The sequence below is a fragment of the Candidatus Dependentiae bacterium genome, from assembly GCA_016191325.1.
GTDB lineage: Bacteria > Babelota > Babeliae > Babelales > JACPOV01 > JACPOV01.
This window is the reverse complement of the sequence record JACPOV010000008.1, coordinates 1,197,451-1,213,132: the sequence shown is the minus strand read 5'-3', so window position 1 is coordinate 1,213,132 and position 15,682 is coordinate 1,197,451. Positions and strand designations below refer to the sequence as shown.

The following is a 15,682-nucleotide window of genomic DNA, read 5'->3' as shown; positions in this document are numbered from 1 at the left end:
TTTCTAGTATAATAGAAATAAATGCAGGTTATATTGCTCAGAAAGGTGGCCAATAGTTTTGGCTAGAAAAAAATGGAACCATTTGCTTCAAAAATAAGACCAAAAAATTTAATAGAATTTATCGGCCAAGATCATTTGGTGGCGCCTGGCAAACCGCTCAGAGTCGCTATAGAAAAAAAGCATTTATTTAGCTTTATCCTTTGGGGCCCCCCGGGAGTTGGCAAAACCACTCTCGCCCGTATTTACGCACAATCAATTAACGCAGATTATTATGAACTATCGGCAGTATCTGCAAGCAAAGACGACATTAGAAAGATCATCGAAGCAAAAGACGATCTTTTCACCGCAGGCAAACCACGAATACTCTTTTTAGATGAAATTCATCGATTCAATAAGGCTCAGCAAGATTTTCTCCTTCCTTACGTAGAATCTGGAAAATTAACGCTTATAGGTGCGACGACCGAAAATCCAAGCTTTGAAGTCATCTCTGCATTACTATCTCGGTGCAAAGTATTCGTTCTGAATGAATTGACACAAGAAGATATGTTCGCGATTATTGATAGAACTGGATTTGATGTAAACAGCGATGCGAAGGAATGGCTTGCTCGCATGGCAAATGGCGATGCTCGGCAAGCATTATCGATGCTCGAAAATACATCAAAGCTCTATGCTGAGATTTCTATCGCAAATCTACAGAGTACCTTACAAAACAGTACTTTGCGCTACGATAAAAAAGCGGAAGAACATTATAATACGATTTCTGCTTTTATTAAATCAATGCGGGCTAGCCAGCCAAATGCTGCACTTTATTATTTAGCACGCATGGTACAAGCGGGCGAAGATCCAAAATTCATCGCACGCCGCATGGTGGTTTTTGCATCTGAAGATATCGGATTAGCAGACCCGCAAGGGCTTACCGTGGCAAACAATGTTTTCAGAGCGGTAGAAACAATAGGCTATCCTGAATGCGCAATTAATCTTGCGCACGGAGTAAGTTATTTAGCGAAAGCCCCCAAAAACCGCAGCTCATATAATGCTTATTTTCAAGCGGTAGACGATGTGAAAGAATTCGGGAATCTTCAAGTTCCGATGAACATTCGTAATGCGCCAACTAAACTGATGAAAGATTTAGGCTATGGTGATAATTATGAAGCTTATACCAAAGAATGTTTATTACCTGAAAAACTTAAAAATAAAAAATATTTAAAATAAATTATTAAAAAATTGTACTAATGGTTAGCCAACCGGAGATGATGCGGGTTTTAAAAAGAGTCGCCCTTGCTCCAGAAAACCCTGCTCCAATAAGCAGCGGCATTTTAAGCCCCGGACACTGTTTTACTAAATGCGTAAATGTTATGTAACCGCTATTTCGAACATAAAGGGGCGCATTGATCTTTTGATTTGGCAATAACGCCGCTTGATTTGTGAAAATTGTACTATTGAAACCACCTTCAAAAAGCGTGCGTTTTATCCGATATTGCACACTTAATAATAAATCGGTCACATTTCCTGGCTGAACTTTACTACCAGCAACAGGAAATGGCCATGATCTATCAAAGAAATGAAGGAACCGGTTTTGAAAAATAATAATGCAAGATTGCCGCAGCGTTGCAATAAAATCATATGATAGCTCTGATCCAAAACCTGCACTAAAAAAACGAGTACCTACCAACGTATCGTTAATATCAACAGGATCAACTTTAAAATCGGTCGGTATACCACCTATTGCGTAACAAACTACTTGTGTTTTTTTGTTGGGAAACCAATTATGCCCCGACGAAAAAACGATGTCATCAAATCCGGTTCGAGATGCCGAAAGATTTTGACTTCCGCTCGTTTTGAAATGCTCATGCTCAACACCCGTTGTTATTTCTCCCCACCACGCAGATAAGGGTGACGTAGCGCGAAGATTAAATAATGAGCCAATCGTCGATCGTTTTTCAGTGAAATTTATTGCGCGGGCTGTATCTAGAAATTCACGATCCCGCTTATAAAAAATAGGAACAGCTGTCGCTAATATTCTTGTTTTTTGCTGTCTTCCTAAAATGGCGCTCACATTAAAAACGCGGCGAATCTTCATATTGTACACCAAGGAAGTCGCAAAGGCGGATTGCCCATTTACCAACAACAAAAAAAGGTGAACTTTTTTTATTTCCATACCGATCAATTCCCCTTTTTATCCGCGCAAAAAGCGATACCAACTATTTGCCACACTTGAATAAAAATAAGTTACTGAAGTTCCATTGGTGGCCGCTGCGAGTGCACTTCCTGGATTGAGACTCGTAATTGCGTTAATAACGGATGCACCACCAGTGCCGCCTGCATTAATCAGGGAAATAGTATTGCTCGTACCAAGCAAAATAGTAAATAGTTGACCGTCAACGGGATTTGGCGGAAAGTGAATCGTGAAATTTGTAATGTTTGCAGTGTGTTTTAAGAGAAGTAATCCGGTAGTACCGGCAACGGTTATAGATCCATTGTTCGTTGGCACAACCGTTTGCGTGGCTTGAATATTTAAAACGCTCTTGAGCAATAACGGCACGTTCACAATAACTGAGGACCCAACTTTTAAGCGCTCAGTTCCTGTGGTATCAAACGATAATGATCCATCTACGAGAGAAATACCACTTGTAGTGCTTCCAGTAAAATTCAAGGACGGCGCAGAAACTGAACCGTTAGGCAATGTAAGCACACCAGTCATAGTATCACCTGTTTTAAGCACATTAAGAGAAGCGGCTCCCGTCAGATTTGCAGTAATGGTTCCAGTGTTGAAATTACCGGACGCATCACGTTTAACAATTGCATTTGCAGTGTTGCTACTCGTGGCAGCATTCGCGGCAATGGTAGCACCAACGATGTTTGAAGCGGATTGACTACCAACGAAAGCGACCACCGTCGCACCTTGAGTGCCCGTTACATTTCCAGAAAGGGAGCCGGTAAAATTTGTCGCGGTTATCGCGGAAGTGGCTGTCGTTGCATTCCCGTTCAAATTTCCTGTTACATTTCCTATTAGATTTGCGCTAATCGTTCCGGCACTAAAATTTCCTAATACATCGCGCGCAACAATGGTGTTAGCACTACTACTTGCTGCTGCATCGGCGCTAAGCACAATATCATTTGTATTATTAACTAACGCAAGATGCGCACCCACCGCTAATGTTTTAAAATTAAGTGTATTTCCTGTTTTGTCTCTGAAAAATTGCGCAGTTCCTGTTCCCACATTCGCTGCAGTTAATTGATCACTATAATTGCAAGGCGCAAATGTAATTGCATTCGTATCAATAATGCTCGTTGGTGAAGTGCATATCCATTGAAAATCTGTAGTTGAATCTGCTGGCATAACTATAATTTGAATAAAGGATCTACCGGCTTGCGCTCCCGTATAAAAATCCGATGGTCGAATCCATGCACCCAACTGAGCAAGCCACAATCCATTTTCTTGCGGATTGGTTTGGCCAATTAAAAGAATTCTATTGTTAATCCCCGGCTTAACTCCATTAATAGCAGCTAATCCAAATAATGCATTATTTGAAATGCTCACTTGAGCTGCCGGTTTTTTTATTATTACATCTGGAGCGATAAAACTATCTATACAACTACGACGTTCAAAATTATTAATGCAATTGTTCGCAGATAAAGCAGGGATAATAAACTGATTACTATTCAAAATCACAATGCACGTTAAGAAAAATCTTTGATTCATCATATCCCTTTTTATCGCTCAGCATTATATCGTTCATCAGTTTCTAAATCGGAAATATTATTCAAGATCCTGCTTGATCGTTGTCAACTGTGCCAACGCAATGGCACCAACAATAATAACAATATCACGCACGATGATATCCAAAAAAGTAAATGTAGTAAGCAAGTCCACTACCACCAGAAAAATCGAGCAAGCGCCTAAATACGCGCCGAGTCGTGTAAACTTAGTTGCAATCATAATACCAATACCTATTTCAATAATTCCAAACACATATAAAAAATAGGTCGGCATTGCAGGAAGATGTTGGGCCACAAATGGGCTCAAATATTTTTCCCAATGCGTAACCATATTAAAAAATTTATCAGCGCCAGCTGCGAGAAACAGGATACTATACGTGACCTTAAGCATTAACCACGTATGATTTAAATGCGCATAAGCTTTATTTGAAATAGTTGTCGCCATCTTTTTATCCTTTATCAAATTTATTTTACTCAATCGCACATCACATAAATAAGTTAGCGCCCGCAAACGGCCCTGTTGGCCCTACTACCGTCGTGTCAACTTGCGTATTTGCGTTTTGCACGTTTACCGCACCGGCACCGGCATAGTGAGTTCCATTATTGCTAGCAAAACAGTGGTAAATTGATGTTCCTGCTGCAATTTGAAAACCAGTCGTATTATTGAATGCTACGCAATTTCCAATAAGGCTCGTTGAAATAGTAGTCAAAAAACCGATCGTACTGTTTGTGCTTTGGCAATATTGAAAAGTAACATCCGATACCGGTGTTCCAGAATTTGTTGAAAATCCAGCACCACTACAGTTAAATGCTTGGCAATTTGTTAGGCTAATGCGACGGCCGCTCTCGAAAAAGCCAACGCCATTAGCCGGCGGTACTGCTGTTGCGATGCAATCTTGCGCAATGCAATCCTCGATGACTCCCACGTTTCCATTCATTTCAAATCCCGCTACAAACCCGCCACCACTAATTGCAACTGCAGAACAATTAGAAAACTGATAATTAGCCACCACCCCTTGTGTACAAAGATAACCGGCCGCAAATGCGGCAGTTGGTGAAAAAGCGGTAATATTTTGAGCAACACAATTCCTTACTACAATATTATCGTTCCCATCAAAAACAAATCCAACTGGAAAGTCTATTGATCTTAAGTTCTTTACCGTACAGCTATCAATTTGATTTGAACTTCCACCATTAATTGCAAACCCTGCATTTGCAAAGCTAGGGAAAATATTAGATGTACAGTCAAAAATATTACAGAATTCAATAATACTGTTGGAAATATTATCACAAATAATTCCTTGCTGCGCATTCGAAACAGTCACATTCTTAATAAGGCTCGCATCATTAATGCCATTAAAATGCACACCAATATTTCCGATGGTGTTAATTACAATGGAATCTAAAACTGTACCGGTGCACGTTGTAATCGTCATGCCCTCTACAAAACATGTATTTATGGCAACTTCATTAATTAAAGTATTCATTGATTGATTGCATGAAACGCCATTATCAAAATTTACAATGCGTCCATTAAATACTTTTCTATTGAAACCACTGTTGATAACTATTCCACTGCCAGATCCTATGCCCGCACCGCTCATTGTATGATTATTCAAATCAAGAGACACATCGTTAGCCGTTATTATTATTCCCCCCGTAATATCATTTGCCAAACAATAGTAACCGGGAGACGAAATGGTAACGGGCGCAGTAATGGGTGTTCCTGCACACGGAATCTTTACATTACAAATACAAGTTGGCGGAATCACCGGCTTAAAAAAACCATTACAGTTATTGCATCCTGAAATCGCAGAGTTACCAAGATTTTGTTCATCCTCACGTGCAGCTCTTGGAATTTTTTCTGAATAATATCTATCTTCAGAAAAACATGAAAGACTAAGGAAAATAAAATTTAAACAAATTAATAACTTTGTAAGTAAATTTACCTTATATTTTTTATTCATTCGAATCTCCAATTAATTTCATATCAATTCCTTTTTGCCTTCTCGAATATCATATGATTGTTCATCAGAAATCAATAATCTGGGCCATTTTTAAAATAAAAAGCGGTGTCTATTAATTCATTCTTTTTTTCTGAATCTCGATAGAAATCTTTAATTGCAATCCCAGTTTTTTGTATTACTTCATTTATACGAATAATGTTGAAAGGACGTAGAAAATGAAGGCTCTCGTTTTTAATGGGATAGGTAAAATTGCTTTAAAGAATGTGAAAGCTCCGGCTTTAAAACATCAAACTGACGCTCTGGTGAAAATCACGATGTCCGCCATTTGCGGCACCGATTTACATTTTATTCGCGGAACAATCCAAGGAATGAAGAAGGGAACCATCCTGGGTCATGAGGGAGTCGGCATCGTAGAAAAAATTGGCTCTAAAGTACGCAATTTTAAAATCGGCGATCGCGTGATTGTTCCATCAACGATAGGATGCGGAAAGTGCCCCCATTGCTTAGAAGAGCATTATGCATTGTGTGATAACGCCAATCCTCATGGCCATGAAGCAGGAACTGCTTTTTACGGCGGCCCAGCGGGTACTGGTCCTTTTAATGGTATGCAAGCAGAAAAAGTTCGCGTTCCTTTTGCAGATGTAAATTTGGTGAAAATACCTGACGAACTGAACGATGAACAAGTAATTCTTTTATCCGATATTTTGCCAACTTCGTATATGGCAGTAGAAATGGCAAATGTTTCACCAATCGATACAGTTGCTGTTTTTGGATGCGGCCCCGTTGGTCAATTAGCGATCGCCTGTTTAAAACAACTACGTGTTAAACAAATTTTTGCAATCGATCATGTTAAATCACGATTAAAAATTGCGCAGTTGCAAGGCGCACGCATTATTAATTTTGATGAAGTAAATCCTGTAGAAGAACTTAGAAAACTCACAAAAGGAAAAGGGCCAACAAGAATTATAGACGCTGTTGGCGTTGATGCTGAGCATGCATCGCATTGTTCGCCCGCCATGCGCGCTGAATTTAAAAAAGAACAAAAAAAGATCGCTCCTAAAACACGCATACATGATGGCAATTGGATTCCAGGAAGCGGACCTTCTCAAGTTTTTAGATGGGCGGTGGATGCGATAGCAAAGAATGGCGTGATCTCTATTATTGGCGTCTATTCAGATTTATCAGAATCGTTTCCAATAGGAAAAGCGACCGGAAAAAATGTTACTATTCGGATGGGCGATTGCAATCACCGTAAGTATTTACCTATGCTTCTTTCTTGGGTGAAAAACGGAAAAATTGATATGCGACCTTTCCTCACGCAAAAATTACCGTTTACCAATATTATTGAAGCATATAAACACTTTGATAAACGAGAAGACAATTGGCTCAAAGTAGCGCTCACTTTTGGAAAAAAATAGTATCAGAACAAAAAAGGCATCCAGAAAATGGATGCCTTTTTAAAAAGTTTAGTAATTAGCGCATGGAGAAACTCTTATCTGCGTAATTGTTAAGTTCATATTGCACAATAAACGCTCCAACAAATGGAAAACAGGCTAAGCATACCGTTAGCAAAACTAAAAGCAGCTGATCTTCTGTCTTGCGCACCAATTTAATAAAATTTTGCGCGTAGCGATAATCAAAATAAATATTTAAAAACGGAATAATCGCAAACCAAAATGTTGGTATTTCACCACCCAACTTATTGATCTCTTGTTTAGTTTTATACTGCCAATAAAAGAAATAAAGGCCGAACGTGAAAAACATAAGCAGCGCCATCGCAATAAGACTGCGCTTTTTAATAATTATAATTGGCATATTCAAGCAACCTCCTAGGAATTCTTGTCAATACTATTAAATTAGCCAATCAAACTTGGATAATCAAATAGATTGTGGCTTATAGATAGGATTATTTTTTTGATTGGGCCATATTCAAAGACCAAAAAGAAAATTGCAATGCAACCAGTTCTAAAAAATCGGGCGATGGGTGCAGCTTATTTTGTATTCTTCCATCGGCAATATACTTCTTACCTTCTTGGCGCGCAATTTCCTGCTCTAAACTAATTTTAGTTTTCGCCATTGAAAAACGAAAATTTTCAATCGCTTCCCCAGTCCATTCATCAGCAATAACGGCTTTGCCGGGAAAAAATTTGTTAAACGATTTGAAGTTTTTGATTAAATCCTGTTGGATAGGATCAAAACCTTCCTTTGGCAAAGTCCCTTTGCTAAACAACTGAGAAATTAAAGTATCACGATATTGTCCCAATCTTTGCATTAATACAACGTCAATCAATTGAATCATATTTATGCGATAAAGCGCGAAACGATTTTGCTCTAATTGCGATTGAGGAGAATTCTCTTTTTTAGGCCCAGTTTCCATGCAAAAAGATTGCTGCGCGATACTTAACAACAATAAAAACAATATTTTAATGTTCACGTTAGACTCGTTAATTTTTTCTTAGTTTAAAGATCTGCTTTAATTATAATATTCACCAAAATCTTTTTTCGGCAAATGCGCGACCAGATTGCGACTTAAGATATTTTTCAAACTCTTTTGCTTTTTTCATCTCGACGAATGCCAAGTACATAATCAAAATCCATGGTTTATATTGAGCTGTATGAATAGAACCACCCGAGTTGTGTGTCTCGAGACGTTCTTTCAAATTAATCGTATATCCAACATAAAATTTTTCAGGAATTTGAGCTGATCTAATTAGATAAACATAATACATATTAGGGCCGGTCCAGTCTACGCTTATCCGGGTCATCAGACTCGGCAAGCTACGACGGACAGTCTTCGCCTTCTACTGATAAAATTTTATTTGGTTATTAAGTCATCTTATGGCGCAAGCCAGACGAAGCTACGTAAGTAGCGAAGACTGGCGTCCCTAAGGGGAGTCGAACCCCTGTTTCTGCCGTGAAAGGGCAATGTCCTAGGCCACTAGACGATAGGGACGTATATTTCATAGATAGGTTTTTATCTTTGCGTGCCACTCTTTTAAGAATAACATAATTTTAAAGAATGGCCGCGCCAGGCGAAGCTTGCCAAGGCGGAAGCCGTGGATAAGCGAAGCATGGTGAGCCGCGTTGGATTCGAACCAACGACCCACAGCTTAAAAGGCTGTTGCTCTACCGACTGAGCTAGCGGCTCCTGTAATTTCAATAACAAAGACTTTTAAATCGTATTAATTATGGCTTTTTTTGTCAAGAAAAACGCCGATTTAATACAAAATTAATTTACTTATATAACAATAAATCAATAATCCAAATATATCCATAAGCGTTGCCAGAAAGGGTCCAGCCGCATATGCAGGGTCAATATTAAAGCGCTTAAGCACTATTGGAATTCCAGATCCAAGAATAACCGAAAGCAGAACTATAAAAAAGAGAGAAACGCTTACGGCGAAGCTTCCCAACAGCTCTCCGTACGTAAAATAAACGCGCAAGAAAGAAAAAACACTCAACACCGAAGCGATCATAAATGCCATTAAAATCTCACGGCGCAAGAAGCGGCCAATGTTATTTTGTGTGATATCGCCAGATGCCAATCCTTGGATTACCAATGCGGAAGTTTGGCTACTTGAGTTACCGCCGGTACTGGTAAGCATCGTAATAAAAAGCGTAAGAAATCCACAAATAATCGATTCGTACGATTTTATAATAATGCTAGAAACAGATTGCGCTAAGAGTAAAATGATCAGAATATAACTGCGCTCATAAAATATACGAAAGAAAGAAGTTTCAAAATACGGATATTTGATTGGTGTCATCGCAGAAATACGGTAAACGTCTTCACTCGCTTCTTGCTCAATAACATCAACCAATGTATCGCTTGAAATAACCCCTAAAAAAAGATTATTTTCGCTCACAACAGGCACTGTCATGAGGCCATAGTGAATCATTTTTTTTGCTACTTCTTCCCGATCTTCATCCGCGAAAATGACGAGTTCATTTTTACGCAAAAATGAAGAAAGCCTATCTTTAGGATTTTTAAGAACTAAATCCTCCAGCTGAATATGCCCCACAAGTTTATTATCTTGATCGGTTACATAAATTTGCTGGTGCAAATCTCGCCGCGGCTGCAATCGCTGAAGAACATGAATACTTTTTTCTACCGTAAAATCTTGCAGCAAAGAAAGCACATCGGTATTCATGATACCGCCGGCAGACTCCGGGTCAAATTTAAGTAACGAAAGAACCGTTTGCCGATCTTGAGTACTAAGGAGTTTTAGATAATCCTTGAGTTCATCATCGGAAAGTTCATCAAAAAAGTCGGTTAATTCATCAATCGGGGTATTATTTAAAATCCCCGCCTTATCTTGATCGGGCAAGAACGAAAGAACAAATACTTTCATCGCATTTGAAAGTTCTCCAAAAACCTCAATTTGGAGGCCCATAGGCAATGCCAAGAATATTTTTTTTGCACTTTCTTTGTCTATTATCGAAAAGAATTGAGCACTATCTGCCGGGTGAAGAGACAAAAACTGTTGCCATCGAGCCTGAGCCTGGGGAGTATCTCTCGTAATTAGCTCATCTACATGATGTTGCATCTCCTGCAGCAGCATATCTGAGTTCATAGGATTGCACTCCTGAATGGTTTGCCCAGAGAAAGTAGCTTCGTGGCATTTGGCGTGTGCCGCACCCCGTCGCCTAAAGGAACATCTGCCTTATTTTTTCCGGGTCCCCGCAAAATCGCAGTTTCTCTATCACTGCGTGCGAGTTGGTTAGCAAAAAAGTGGTATTTTTTGGTCGAGCCTTCTAAGCATAATCGATCAGCTGGCCCATGTCCATTTGACTTTAACCTACACTCTTTTTAATCTGGAAACTAGAGGCTGGTTGCGATTTCTATTACAACTAAGCGAGTTTTCCAAAACGAGGTATAAAAAATGGAGAATATGTCAGAAAAAATCTATACGTCTCATGCCCTAGAGGCCCTGCCTGAACAAAAACCGGTTCGCGCAGATGTTTTCATAGCTGAGCAAATTCCCCATTATTCCCGGTCGTACCTCCAGGATCTTATCAAACAAGGGCTTGTAGCGATCAACAATAAAGTTGCTAAATCAAGCACTATTGTAAAGCCATTAGATCACGTTACGGTCTCCATTCCTCCCGTTCCCTCTATTTCGTATAAAGGTGGCCCGGAGATCGAGGGCAAACTACAAAACTTTGATGTAAAAATTATCTATGAGCATAAAGAATTTTTAATTGTGGCCAAGCCGGCCGGGCTCATGGTTCATAAACCTTCCGCATACAATACGGATGTAACACTCGTTGATTGGCTTCTTTCTCGATGGCAACAATTAAAAATGGTGGGGGATCAAGATAGGCCTGGTATTGTTCATCGTCTCGATAAAGATACTTCTGGGCTCATGGTAATCCCGCGAACGAATTATGCGCATTTTAAGTTCAGTGATCTTTTCAAGAATCGTGCCATTAAAAAAACGTACCTTGCAATTGTTCGGGGCCACCCAGATCGCACTGGTTCGATTGATTTTCCTATCGATCGCGATCCAATAACGCGCAATAAAATGTCTCATCAATCAGGTCAAGGCCGAGCTGCACTCACTCATTACAAAGTGCTCGAATATTTTACCGACACAACGCTCGTTGAGGTGCTACCAGTTACTGGACGCACCCATCAAATACGCGTTCATTTTAATGCAATCGGCCATCCACTGGAAGGCGATATTCTTTATGGTAAAAAATCATCACGTATTGATCGCCAAGCGCTTCACGCCACTTCACTTTCATTTGCCTTTGATGGCGAACCTTTTTCTTTTTCTGAATCAATGCCAGCAGACATGCAAGTGGCAATTGATCAGCTCAAAAAATAAGCTCTACGCACAGAGCGTGCGCACACAAATTTTGCTTGCTTTTTTCCATAAACGGAAATAGTCTGGTGCCAAGCTAAGAAGGAATTGTAGTAATGAAGCAAATCAACATATGAATTTAGCGCATCTCCTTTTTAGCTTCCGCTTTTTAGCGCACTTTCAATGAGAAAATTGTTTTTCTCATTCCGTATTTTAATCCATCCCACATTTCTTGAGTTGCGTAATTGCGAAGTACTTCTTTAGTTGGAATGCCACTTGAAGCTTCGCCTTTAATTTTTTCAAAATTTTGTGCAAATTCTGCGATGGTTTCTGCATTATTGGTAACAATAATATTTTCTTTGTTGCTCAGCAATCCACCTTTTGTCGTGTTTGCTGAACCAGTAACGAGAACCGTTCCTAGAAAATTCTTTTTAAATATCCAATATTTGTTATGCATAATTGAATACGGTTTTCCATAATAACTCGTTTCAATTCCGTTTTCGTGTAAGTGAGTAATTTTTTCGTTTTTGTCAAAAAAGCAACCAAGATCGGTAATTAAATAGATCTTAACGCCGCGCTGAAACGCTTTCATAAGCTCCGCGGCAACATCTGGCTCAGTAAGACGATAAAGCGCCGCCGTAATCTCTTCAGTTTCATTACGAATCAAACCAATCATAATTTTTTTTACTGAATGTTCTTTATCGGGCGTAAAAAAAGATTTTTGTATCTTGCCCTGATTGCTGGGTAACGACTCGTGCAAATATTCGATCGCTTCATCTGGCGCAATGGCACTGCTAAAAAAGCATGAAACTAAATTTAAATAGAGAACAATAAAAAACGTTCTTTTATGCATATTCATAGCCATTCTCTCCTAATTGCCATTTAAAGTATCGGCTAGCGTACAATAATCTTTTGTGCTTTGCAATTATGAGACATAGAAGCTGCAGATTGCCTATCAGAACTTCCATTTCACCTCGAGCTCACCACCAAGATCCCCGTGCTCATCTTTGATCGCGCGCAAAGTGATATCGTCAGAAAGATAATATTCCACTTCAAATTTAGTATCTTCAAGCTGACTAAAGTTTTTCTGAACAAGTCCATGTAACTGATCGTTAACATCTATCTCTATCGCGCCTCGCAATCCGCCACGCGCTGATTGATCGGTGAAACTCGGCACAATTCTTATATTCTTTAGTGGTGTAAGTAAACTTTTAAAATAACTTTCAAGTTTTGATATCGATTGTTCTGGGCCGAACAAAAGATGCTGTACATTATTCATGATAAGCGTTGGCATAATAAGAGATAATGATCCGCTTTCCGATCCGATTAAAAGCAACGTTATAATTTGTTCTTCTGTCAGCGGCGGTGTCGACTCAAAATTGATATGCGGATGTTCAACTGAACCTCCAATGCGGAGCGTTAAATCATAATGGCGAATACGCCCTTTTGCCACTAGTGTTATTTCTGGATCAAAAAGATGGGGCGGTACAAAAAATATTTTTCCCTGCGTAATAAAAAGCGGTTTATAAGGAAAGTTCAACAATCCGCGAGAGAGTAAAATTTTTCCCGTCACCAGCGGCTCTCTCACCGTTCCTTTCACTTGCCAATTCAGAGCTGCATCAGTATCCAGAAACGAAGTTTTCACACTCAACGGTTTGCGCGTCATCAAGGCGATATCAAGATCACCATCAAATGCAGTTTGCTCAAACGGTGTTTTGAACGGCGCAATATGCTGCTTTGAGGTAATGAGCGAGAAAATATTCTTTTTAAGTTGTCCCTTATCAAGAACAAGTCGACCGTAAATAGTTGTTTGATCATCATTTTTATAAAAAAGAGAATTGCCTGAAATAACAACAAAGCATTCTTTTTCAATATTAAAAAAAACTCTTTCTAGTACGCAGGGAATATGCATAAATTGTAAACGGCCCCACGAATCAAGCATGAAAGCAGCGCGCTCAGTTTTTATTGATCCTTCAAGAAGATCTATCCCTACATTTCTTAAAGATAATGCGCGTTTTGCAAAATCAAGTGAAATTTCTGCATTAATTTTTTTTATAAAGTTATAGGTCGGCGTAAGTTGAATAGTTCCGTCAACCATTTTGATATTGCCCTCAATAAGACCATTTTTATATTGAGCAGAAAGAGTAATTTTCCCTTCCCCTTTTACTGAAATGTTGAAAACTTCTTTCAGTACATTACGAATAATTTGATAATCGATCTCTCCCTGCACGATTTTATCTTCAGAGCACGATATCTTTATTAATTCTTTCTCTTTGTTCTTATAACTTCCATCAATAATTATTCCCGCAGCATTTGTCACAAATTGCGCGCAATAGCTTGCTTCACCCAGTCGCCCTTGTAGTGTGCCTGCTGAGCCATCGGCATGCATAGTTCCCGAAATTTCTCGTAAGCTATGATCGATGCGATTTTTTAAATGAACTACGTATGAACCCTCAAGGCCCCGACGGTTATCATAGTTTGCTGTTATTTGTGTTCCCTCAGATTCGATTTGCCACTGCGTGCCTTCTATTGCAAACATTTCGGCTAATGCGCAATCAAATGAACCGGCCATCGTTTGTTGATCAAATCCAAAAGATCCATTTAATTGAGATGCCAACGGCGTCATGATCGAAAATAATCCTTGCCAGCGCGCATCATTCAATTTCGCTGCAACATCAATTGAACCGAGCGAAAAATTATTATAAGAAGCTTCTTTTAAATGCGCTGAACAATCGACAAAACACCCTGCTGCATCCTGATTAATTTTTGCAGTTACAGATCCTGTCCCTTTACAAAATTGTGCATGATCTTGAACACCAAGCGCCTTCATTAACGATGAAACCAGCATCTCCGCATCAATTACCAAATAATAATCAGAAAATGATCGTGCTTTTCCTTTAGCATGCACAAAGCTGGGATTATTTAAAGTGCCCAGAGTTGCAACAATATTTTCACCGTCACTTTTGGCATTAATAATAAGCTCTGTATCGTCATCAAAAAGCACGCGATCCGGTTTGCATTTTAGATTACAAGTAAAGATAGGAATTGATTCACCCGTTTCTTTTTCAATAACGCATGAACCTGAAATTTTATTAAGACTAACATTTTTTTTATTTAATAAGCTTCCATCTAACACTGCGCAAGAAATTTTTACGCCATCATCTCTATTATCGATAGAGAGGTTGAATGAACTATGTAAATCAATCTCGTGGTCCAATCGAAAGGTAGTTTCATTCAATGAAAGAGATTTAAGCATTACTGGCATACCTTCCGGCCCATCAATCATTGAATGAATATGATCAACTATCGCTGGCCTCCCATTTGAAAATTGAGAATGGGCTTCCATGTTTTTTAAAGAAATTTCTAAACCAATTTTTTTATTTATGATTGAAAATAGCCAGGGTACCTTTAACTCAAGAAGCGGCGCTTGCCAAAACCAAGAATCATCAAGCGCACAAATTTTTATATTTTTTCCGATCACTCTACCAGTGAAAAAATTAATACTTTCTATGTGCCCTTCCTGCACTTTGCAAGAAAAGGTTTCTTCAAAAATCTGCTTTATTTTTTTTTCGCAGTTTTTTTTAAAACGTTCATCGTTTTGGGTAATAATAATCGCCAAGCAAATTCCGATAGCCCCTGCAATCAGAAAACGGCTTAAAAAATCAAACCGGATCATTCTATCAATTTCCATTCACGCTGATAACGATAAAGTCTTATATAGGAAACAAGCCCAACAGGAAGCGTAAGCGCATAACTATTTTTACTCTCTGGCGCATACAGGTAAATTGTTCCCGAAGAAATAGTCCCATCGGGATGAAACACTGCTCGGTTATCCTTAAAAGTTATTGCCGAACTTATTCTATTCTTTGGGTCTGATGGTGGCCCGTAAATATCCGCAGCGGCACCAAAACGAACGCATGATGGCAGTTTGTGCTGTCGATCATCAACACGATAACTGCTGTTTGGTATATCAAAGGAGATCACAAAATCTTTATTTTCAATTTGAGCACGTTGCCCTAGATACCAAAATGCGGAACGTAATTTTTCAATTTCAGCGCGTATTGCATAGCGCTTTATACTTGGCACCTGCGCAATTACCATCGTCATTAAAAGAGCAATCGTTCCAAATACAATCAAAAGCTCAAGCAACGAACTTCCTGATTGAATCGCGCGTGCCATTGCCCCCCT

Annotated in this window: 14 protein-coding genes and 2 tRNA genes; 3 read left to right on the top strand and 13 right to left on the bottom strand. The window is 39.2% G+C overall.

What is annotated here, in order from left to right; translation table 11 throughout:
- The first annotated feature begins 72 nt into the window (after nt 1-72).
- Nucleotides 73-1,212, top strand: coding sequence for a replication-associated recombination protein A (locus HYX58_06325; protein MBI2775598.1), 1,140 nt, complete (start codon nt 73-75; stop codon nt 1,210-1,212).
- A 4-nt stretch (nt 1,213-1,216) separates the two neighbouring features.
- On the opposite strand, the gene HYX58_06320 is transcribed toward HYX58_06325, so the two are convergent.
- From HYX58_06320 to HYX58_06305, 4 genes are all read right to left on the bottom strand, one after another.
- Entirely contained in the window at nt 1,217-2,158 is a 942-nt protein-coding gene (locus HYX58_06320) for a hypothetical protein (GenBank protein MBI2775597.1), read from the bottom strand.
- Nucleotides 2,159-3,167: 1,009 nt separating this feature from the next.
- Nucleotides 3,168-3,236 carry a hypothetical protein gene (locus tag HYX58_06315; protein ID MBI2775596.1) on the bottom strand — a complete coding sequence of 23 codons (69 nt, stop codon included), beginning with the start codon at nt 3,234-3,236 and terminating at the stop codon, nt 3,168-3,170.
- Nucleotides 3,237-3,760: 524 nt separating this feature from the next.
- The gene (locus tag HYX58_06310) at nt 3,761-4,165 is read right to left on the bottom strand and encodes a DoxX family membrane protein (GenBank protein ID MBI2775595.1); all 405 of its coding nucleotides are present in this window, start codon (nt 4,163-4,165) and stop codon (nt 3,761-3,763) included.
- A gap of 40 nt (nt 4,166-4,205) precedes the next feature.
- On the bottom strand, nt 4,206-5,687 hold the full coding sequence (locus HYX58_06305; protein ID MBI2775594.1) for a right-handed parallel beta-helix repeat-containing protein: 1,482 nt from the start codon (nt 5,685-5,687) through the stop codon (nt 4,206-4,208).
- 215 nt (nt 5,688-5,902) lie between these two features.
- Here HYX58_06305 and HYX58_06300 point away from each other — a divergent pair, with 215 nt between their 5' ends.
- Nucleotides 5,903-7,105 (top strand): alcohol dehydrogenase catalytic domain-containing protein, encoded by a 1,203-nt coding sequence (locus tag HYX58_06300; GenBank protein MBI2775593.1) that lies wholly within the window; start codon nt 5,903-5,905, stop codon nt 7,103-7,105.
- Nucleotides 7,106-7,160: 55 nt separating this feature from the next.
- Here HYX58_06300 and HYX58_06295 read toward each other — a convergent pair whose 3' ends face one another.
- From HYX58_06295 to mgtE, 6 genes are all read right to left on the bottom strand, one after another.
- Nucleotides 7,161-7,508 (bottom strand): DUF4234 domain-containing protein, encoded by a 348-nt coding sequence (locus tag HYX58_06295; GenBank protein MBI2775592.1) that lies wholly within the window; start codon nt 7,506-7,508, stop codon nt 7,161-7,163.
- An 85-nt stretch (nt 7,509-7,593) separates the two neighbouring features.
- Nucleotides 7,594-8,121 (bottom strand): hypothetical protein, encoded by a 528-nt coding sequence (locus HYX58_06290; protein ID MBI2775591.1) that lies wholly within the window; start codon nt 8,119-8,121, stop codon nt 7,594-7,596.
- A 52-nt stretch (nt 8,122-8,173) separates the two neighbouring features.
- Nucleotides 8,174-8,416, bottom strand: coding sequence for a GIY-YIG nuclease family protein (locus tag HYX58_06285; GenBank protein ID MBI2775590.1), 243 nt, complete (start codon nt 8,414-8,416; stop codon nt 8,174-8,176).
- Between the two features lie 148 nt (nt 8,417-8,564).
- A tRNA-Glu gene (locus HYX58_06280) sits at nt 8,565-8,640 on the bottom strand.
- Nucleotides 8,641-8,759: 119 nt separating this feature from the next.
- A tRNA-Lys gene (locus HYX58_06275) sits at nt 8,760-8,835 on the bottom strand.
- A gap of 70 nt (nt 8,836-8,905) precedes the next feature.
- Nucleotides 8,906-10,261 (bottom strand): magnesium transporter, encoded by a 1,356-nt coding sequence (mgtE, locus tag HYX58_06270; protein ID MBI2775589.1) that lies wholly within the window; start codon nt 10,259-10,261, stop codon nt 8,906-8,908.
- A 309-nt stretch (nt 10,262-10,570) separates the two neighbouring features.
- Between mgtE and HYX58_06265 the strand changes: the two genes are divergently transcribed.
- Nucleotides 10,571-11,518, top strand: a complete 948-nt coding sequence (locus HYX58_06265; protein MBI2775588.1) for an RluA family pseudouridine synthase — start codon at nt 10,571-10,573, stop codon at nt 11,516-11,518.
- 145 nt (nt 11,519-11,663) lie between these two features.
- Here HYX58_06265 and HYX58_06260 read toward each other — a convergent pair whose 3' ends face one another.
- The 3 genes from HYX58_06260 to HYX58_06250 all read right to left on the bottom strand — a co-directional run bounded on the left by HYX58_06260 (nt 11,664) and on the right by HYX58_06250 (nt 15,673).
- Nucleotides 11,664-12,353: a hypothetical protein gene (locus tag HYX58_06260; GenBank protein ID MBI2775587.1), complete on the bottom strand. Its 690-nt coding sequence runs from the start codon at nt 12,351-12,353 to the stop codon at nt 11,664-11,666.
- Between the two features lie 96 nt (nt 12,354-12,449).
- On the bottom strand, nt 12,450-15,170 hold the full coding sequence (locus HYX58_06255) for a translocation/assembly module TamB domain-containing protein (protein ID MBI2775586.1): 2,721 nt from the start codon (nt 15,168-15,170) through the stop codon (nt 12,450-12,452).
- Entirely contained in the window at nt 15,167-15,673 is a 507-nt protein-coding gene (locus HYX58_06250; protein ID MBI2775585.1) for a type II secretion system protein, read from the bottom strand. Before HYX58_06250 ends, HYX58_06255 begins: the two co-directional genes overlap by 4 nt.
- Nucleotides 15,674-15,682 lie beyond the last annotated feature (9 nt).

Excerpts from the sequence above, each read along its gene's own strand:
- HYX58_06320 (MBI2775597.1), bottom strand. The coding sequence starts at position 2,158 with ATGGAAATAAAAAAAGTTCACCTTTTTTTGTTGTTGGTAAATGGGCAA.
- mgtE (MBI2775589.1), bottom strand. The coding sequence starts at position 10,261 with ATGAACTCAGATATGCTGCTGCAGGAGATGCAACATCATGTAGATGAG.
- HYX58_06255 (MBI2775586.1), bottom strand. The coding sequence starts at position 15,170 with ATGATCCGGTTTGATTTTTTAAGCCGTTTTCTGATTGCAGGGGCTATC.
- HYX58_06265 (MBI2775588.1), top strand. The coding sequence starts at position 10,571 with ATGGAGAATATGTCAGAAAAAATCTATACGTCTCATGCCCTAGAGGCC.
- HYX58_06285 (MBI2775590.1), bottom strand. The coding sequence starts at position 8,416 with ATGTATTATGTTTATCTAATTAGATCAGCTCAAATTCCTGAAAAATTT.
- HYX58_06300 (MBI2775593.1), top strand. The coding sequence starts at position 5,903 with ATGAAGGCTCTCGTTTTTAATGGGATAGGTAAAATTGCTTTAAAGAAT.
- HYX58_06305 (MBI2775594.1), bottom strand. The coding sequence starts at position 5,687 with ATGAATAAAAAATATAAGGTAAATTTACTTACAAAGTTATTAATTTGT.
- HYX58_06310 (MBI2775595.1), bottom strand. The coding sequence starts at position 4,165 with ATGGCGACAACTATTTCAAATAAAGCTTATGCGCATTTAAATCATACG.
- HYX58_06260 (MBI2775587.1), bottom strand. The coding sequence starts at position 12,353 with ATGAATATGCATAAAAGAACGTTTTTTATTGTTCTCTATTTAAATTTA.
- HYX58_06250 (MBI2775585.1), bottom strand. The coding sequence starts at position 15,673 with ATGGCACGCGCGATTCAATCAGGAAGTTCGTTGCTTGAGCTTTTGATT.
- HYX58_06325 (MBI2775598.1), top strand. The coding sequence starts at position 73 with ATGGAACCATTTGCTTCAAAAATAAGACCAAAAAATTTAATAGAATTT.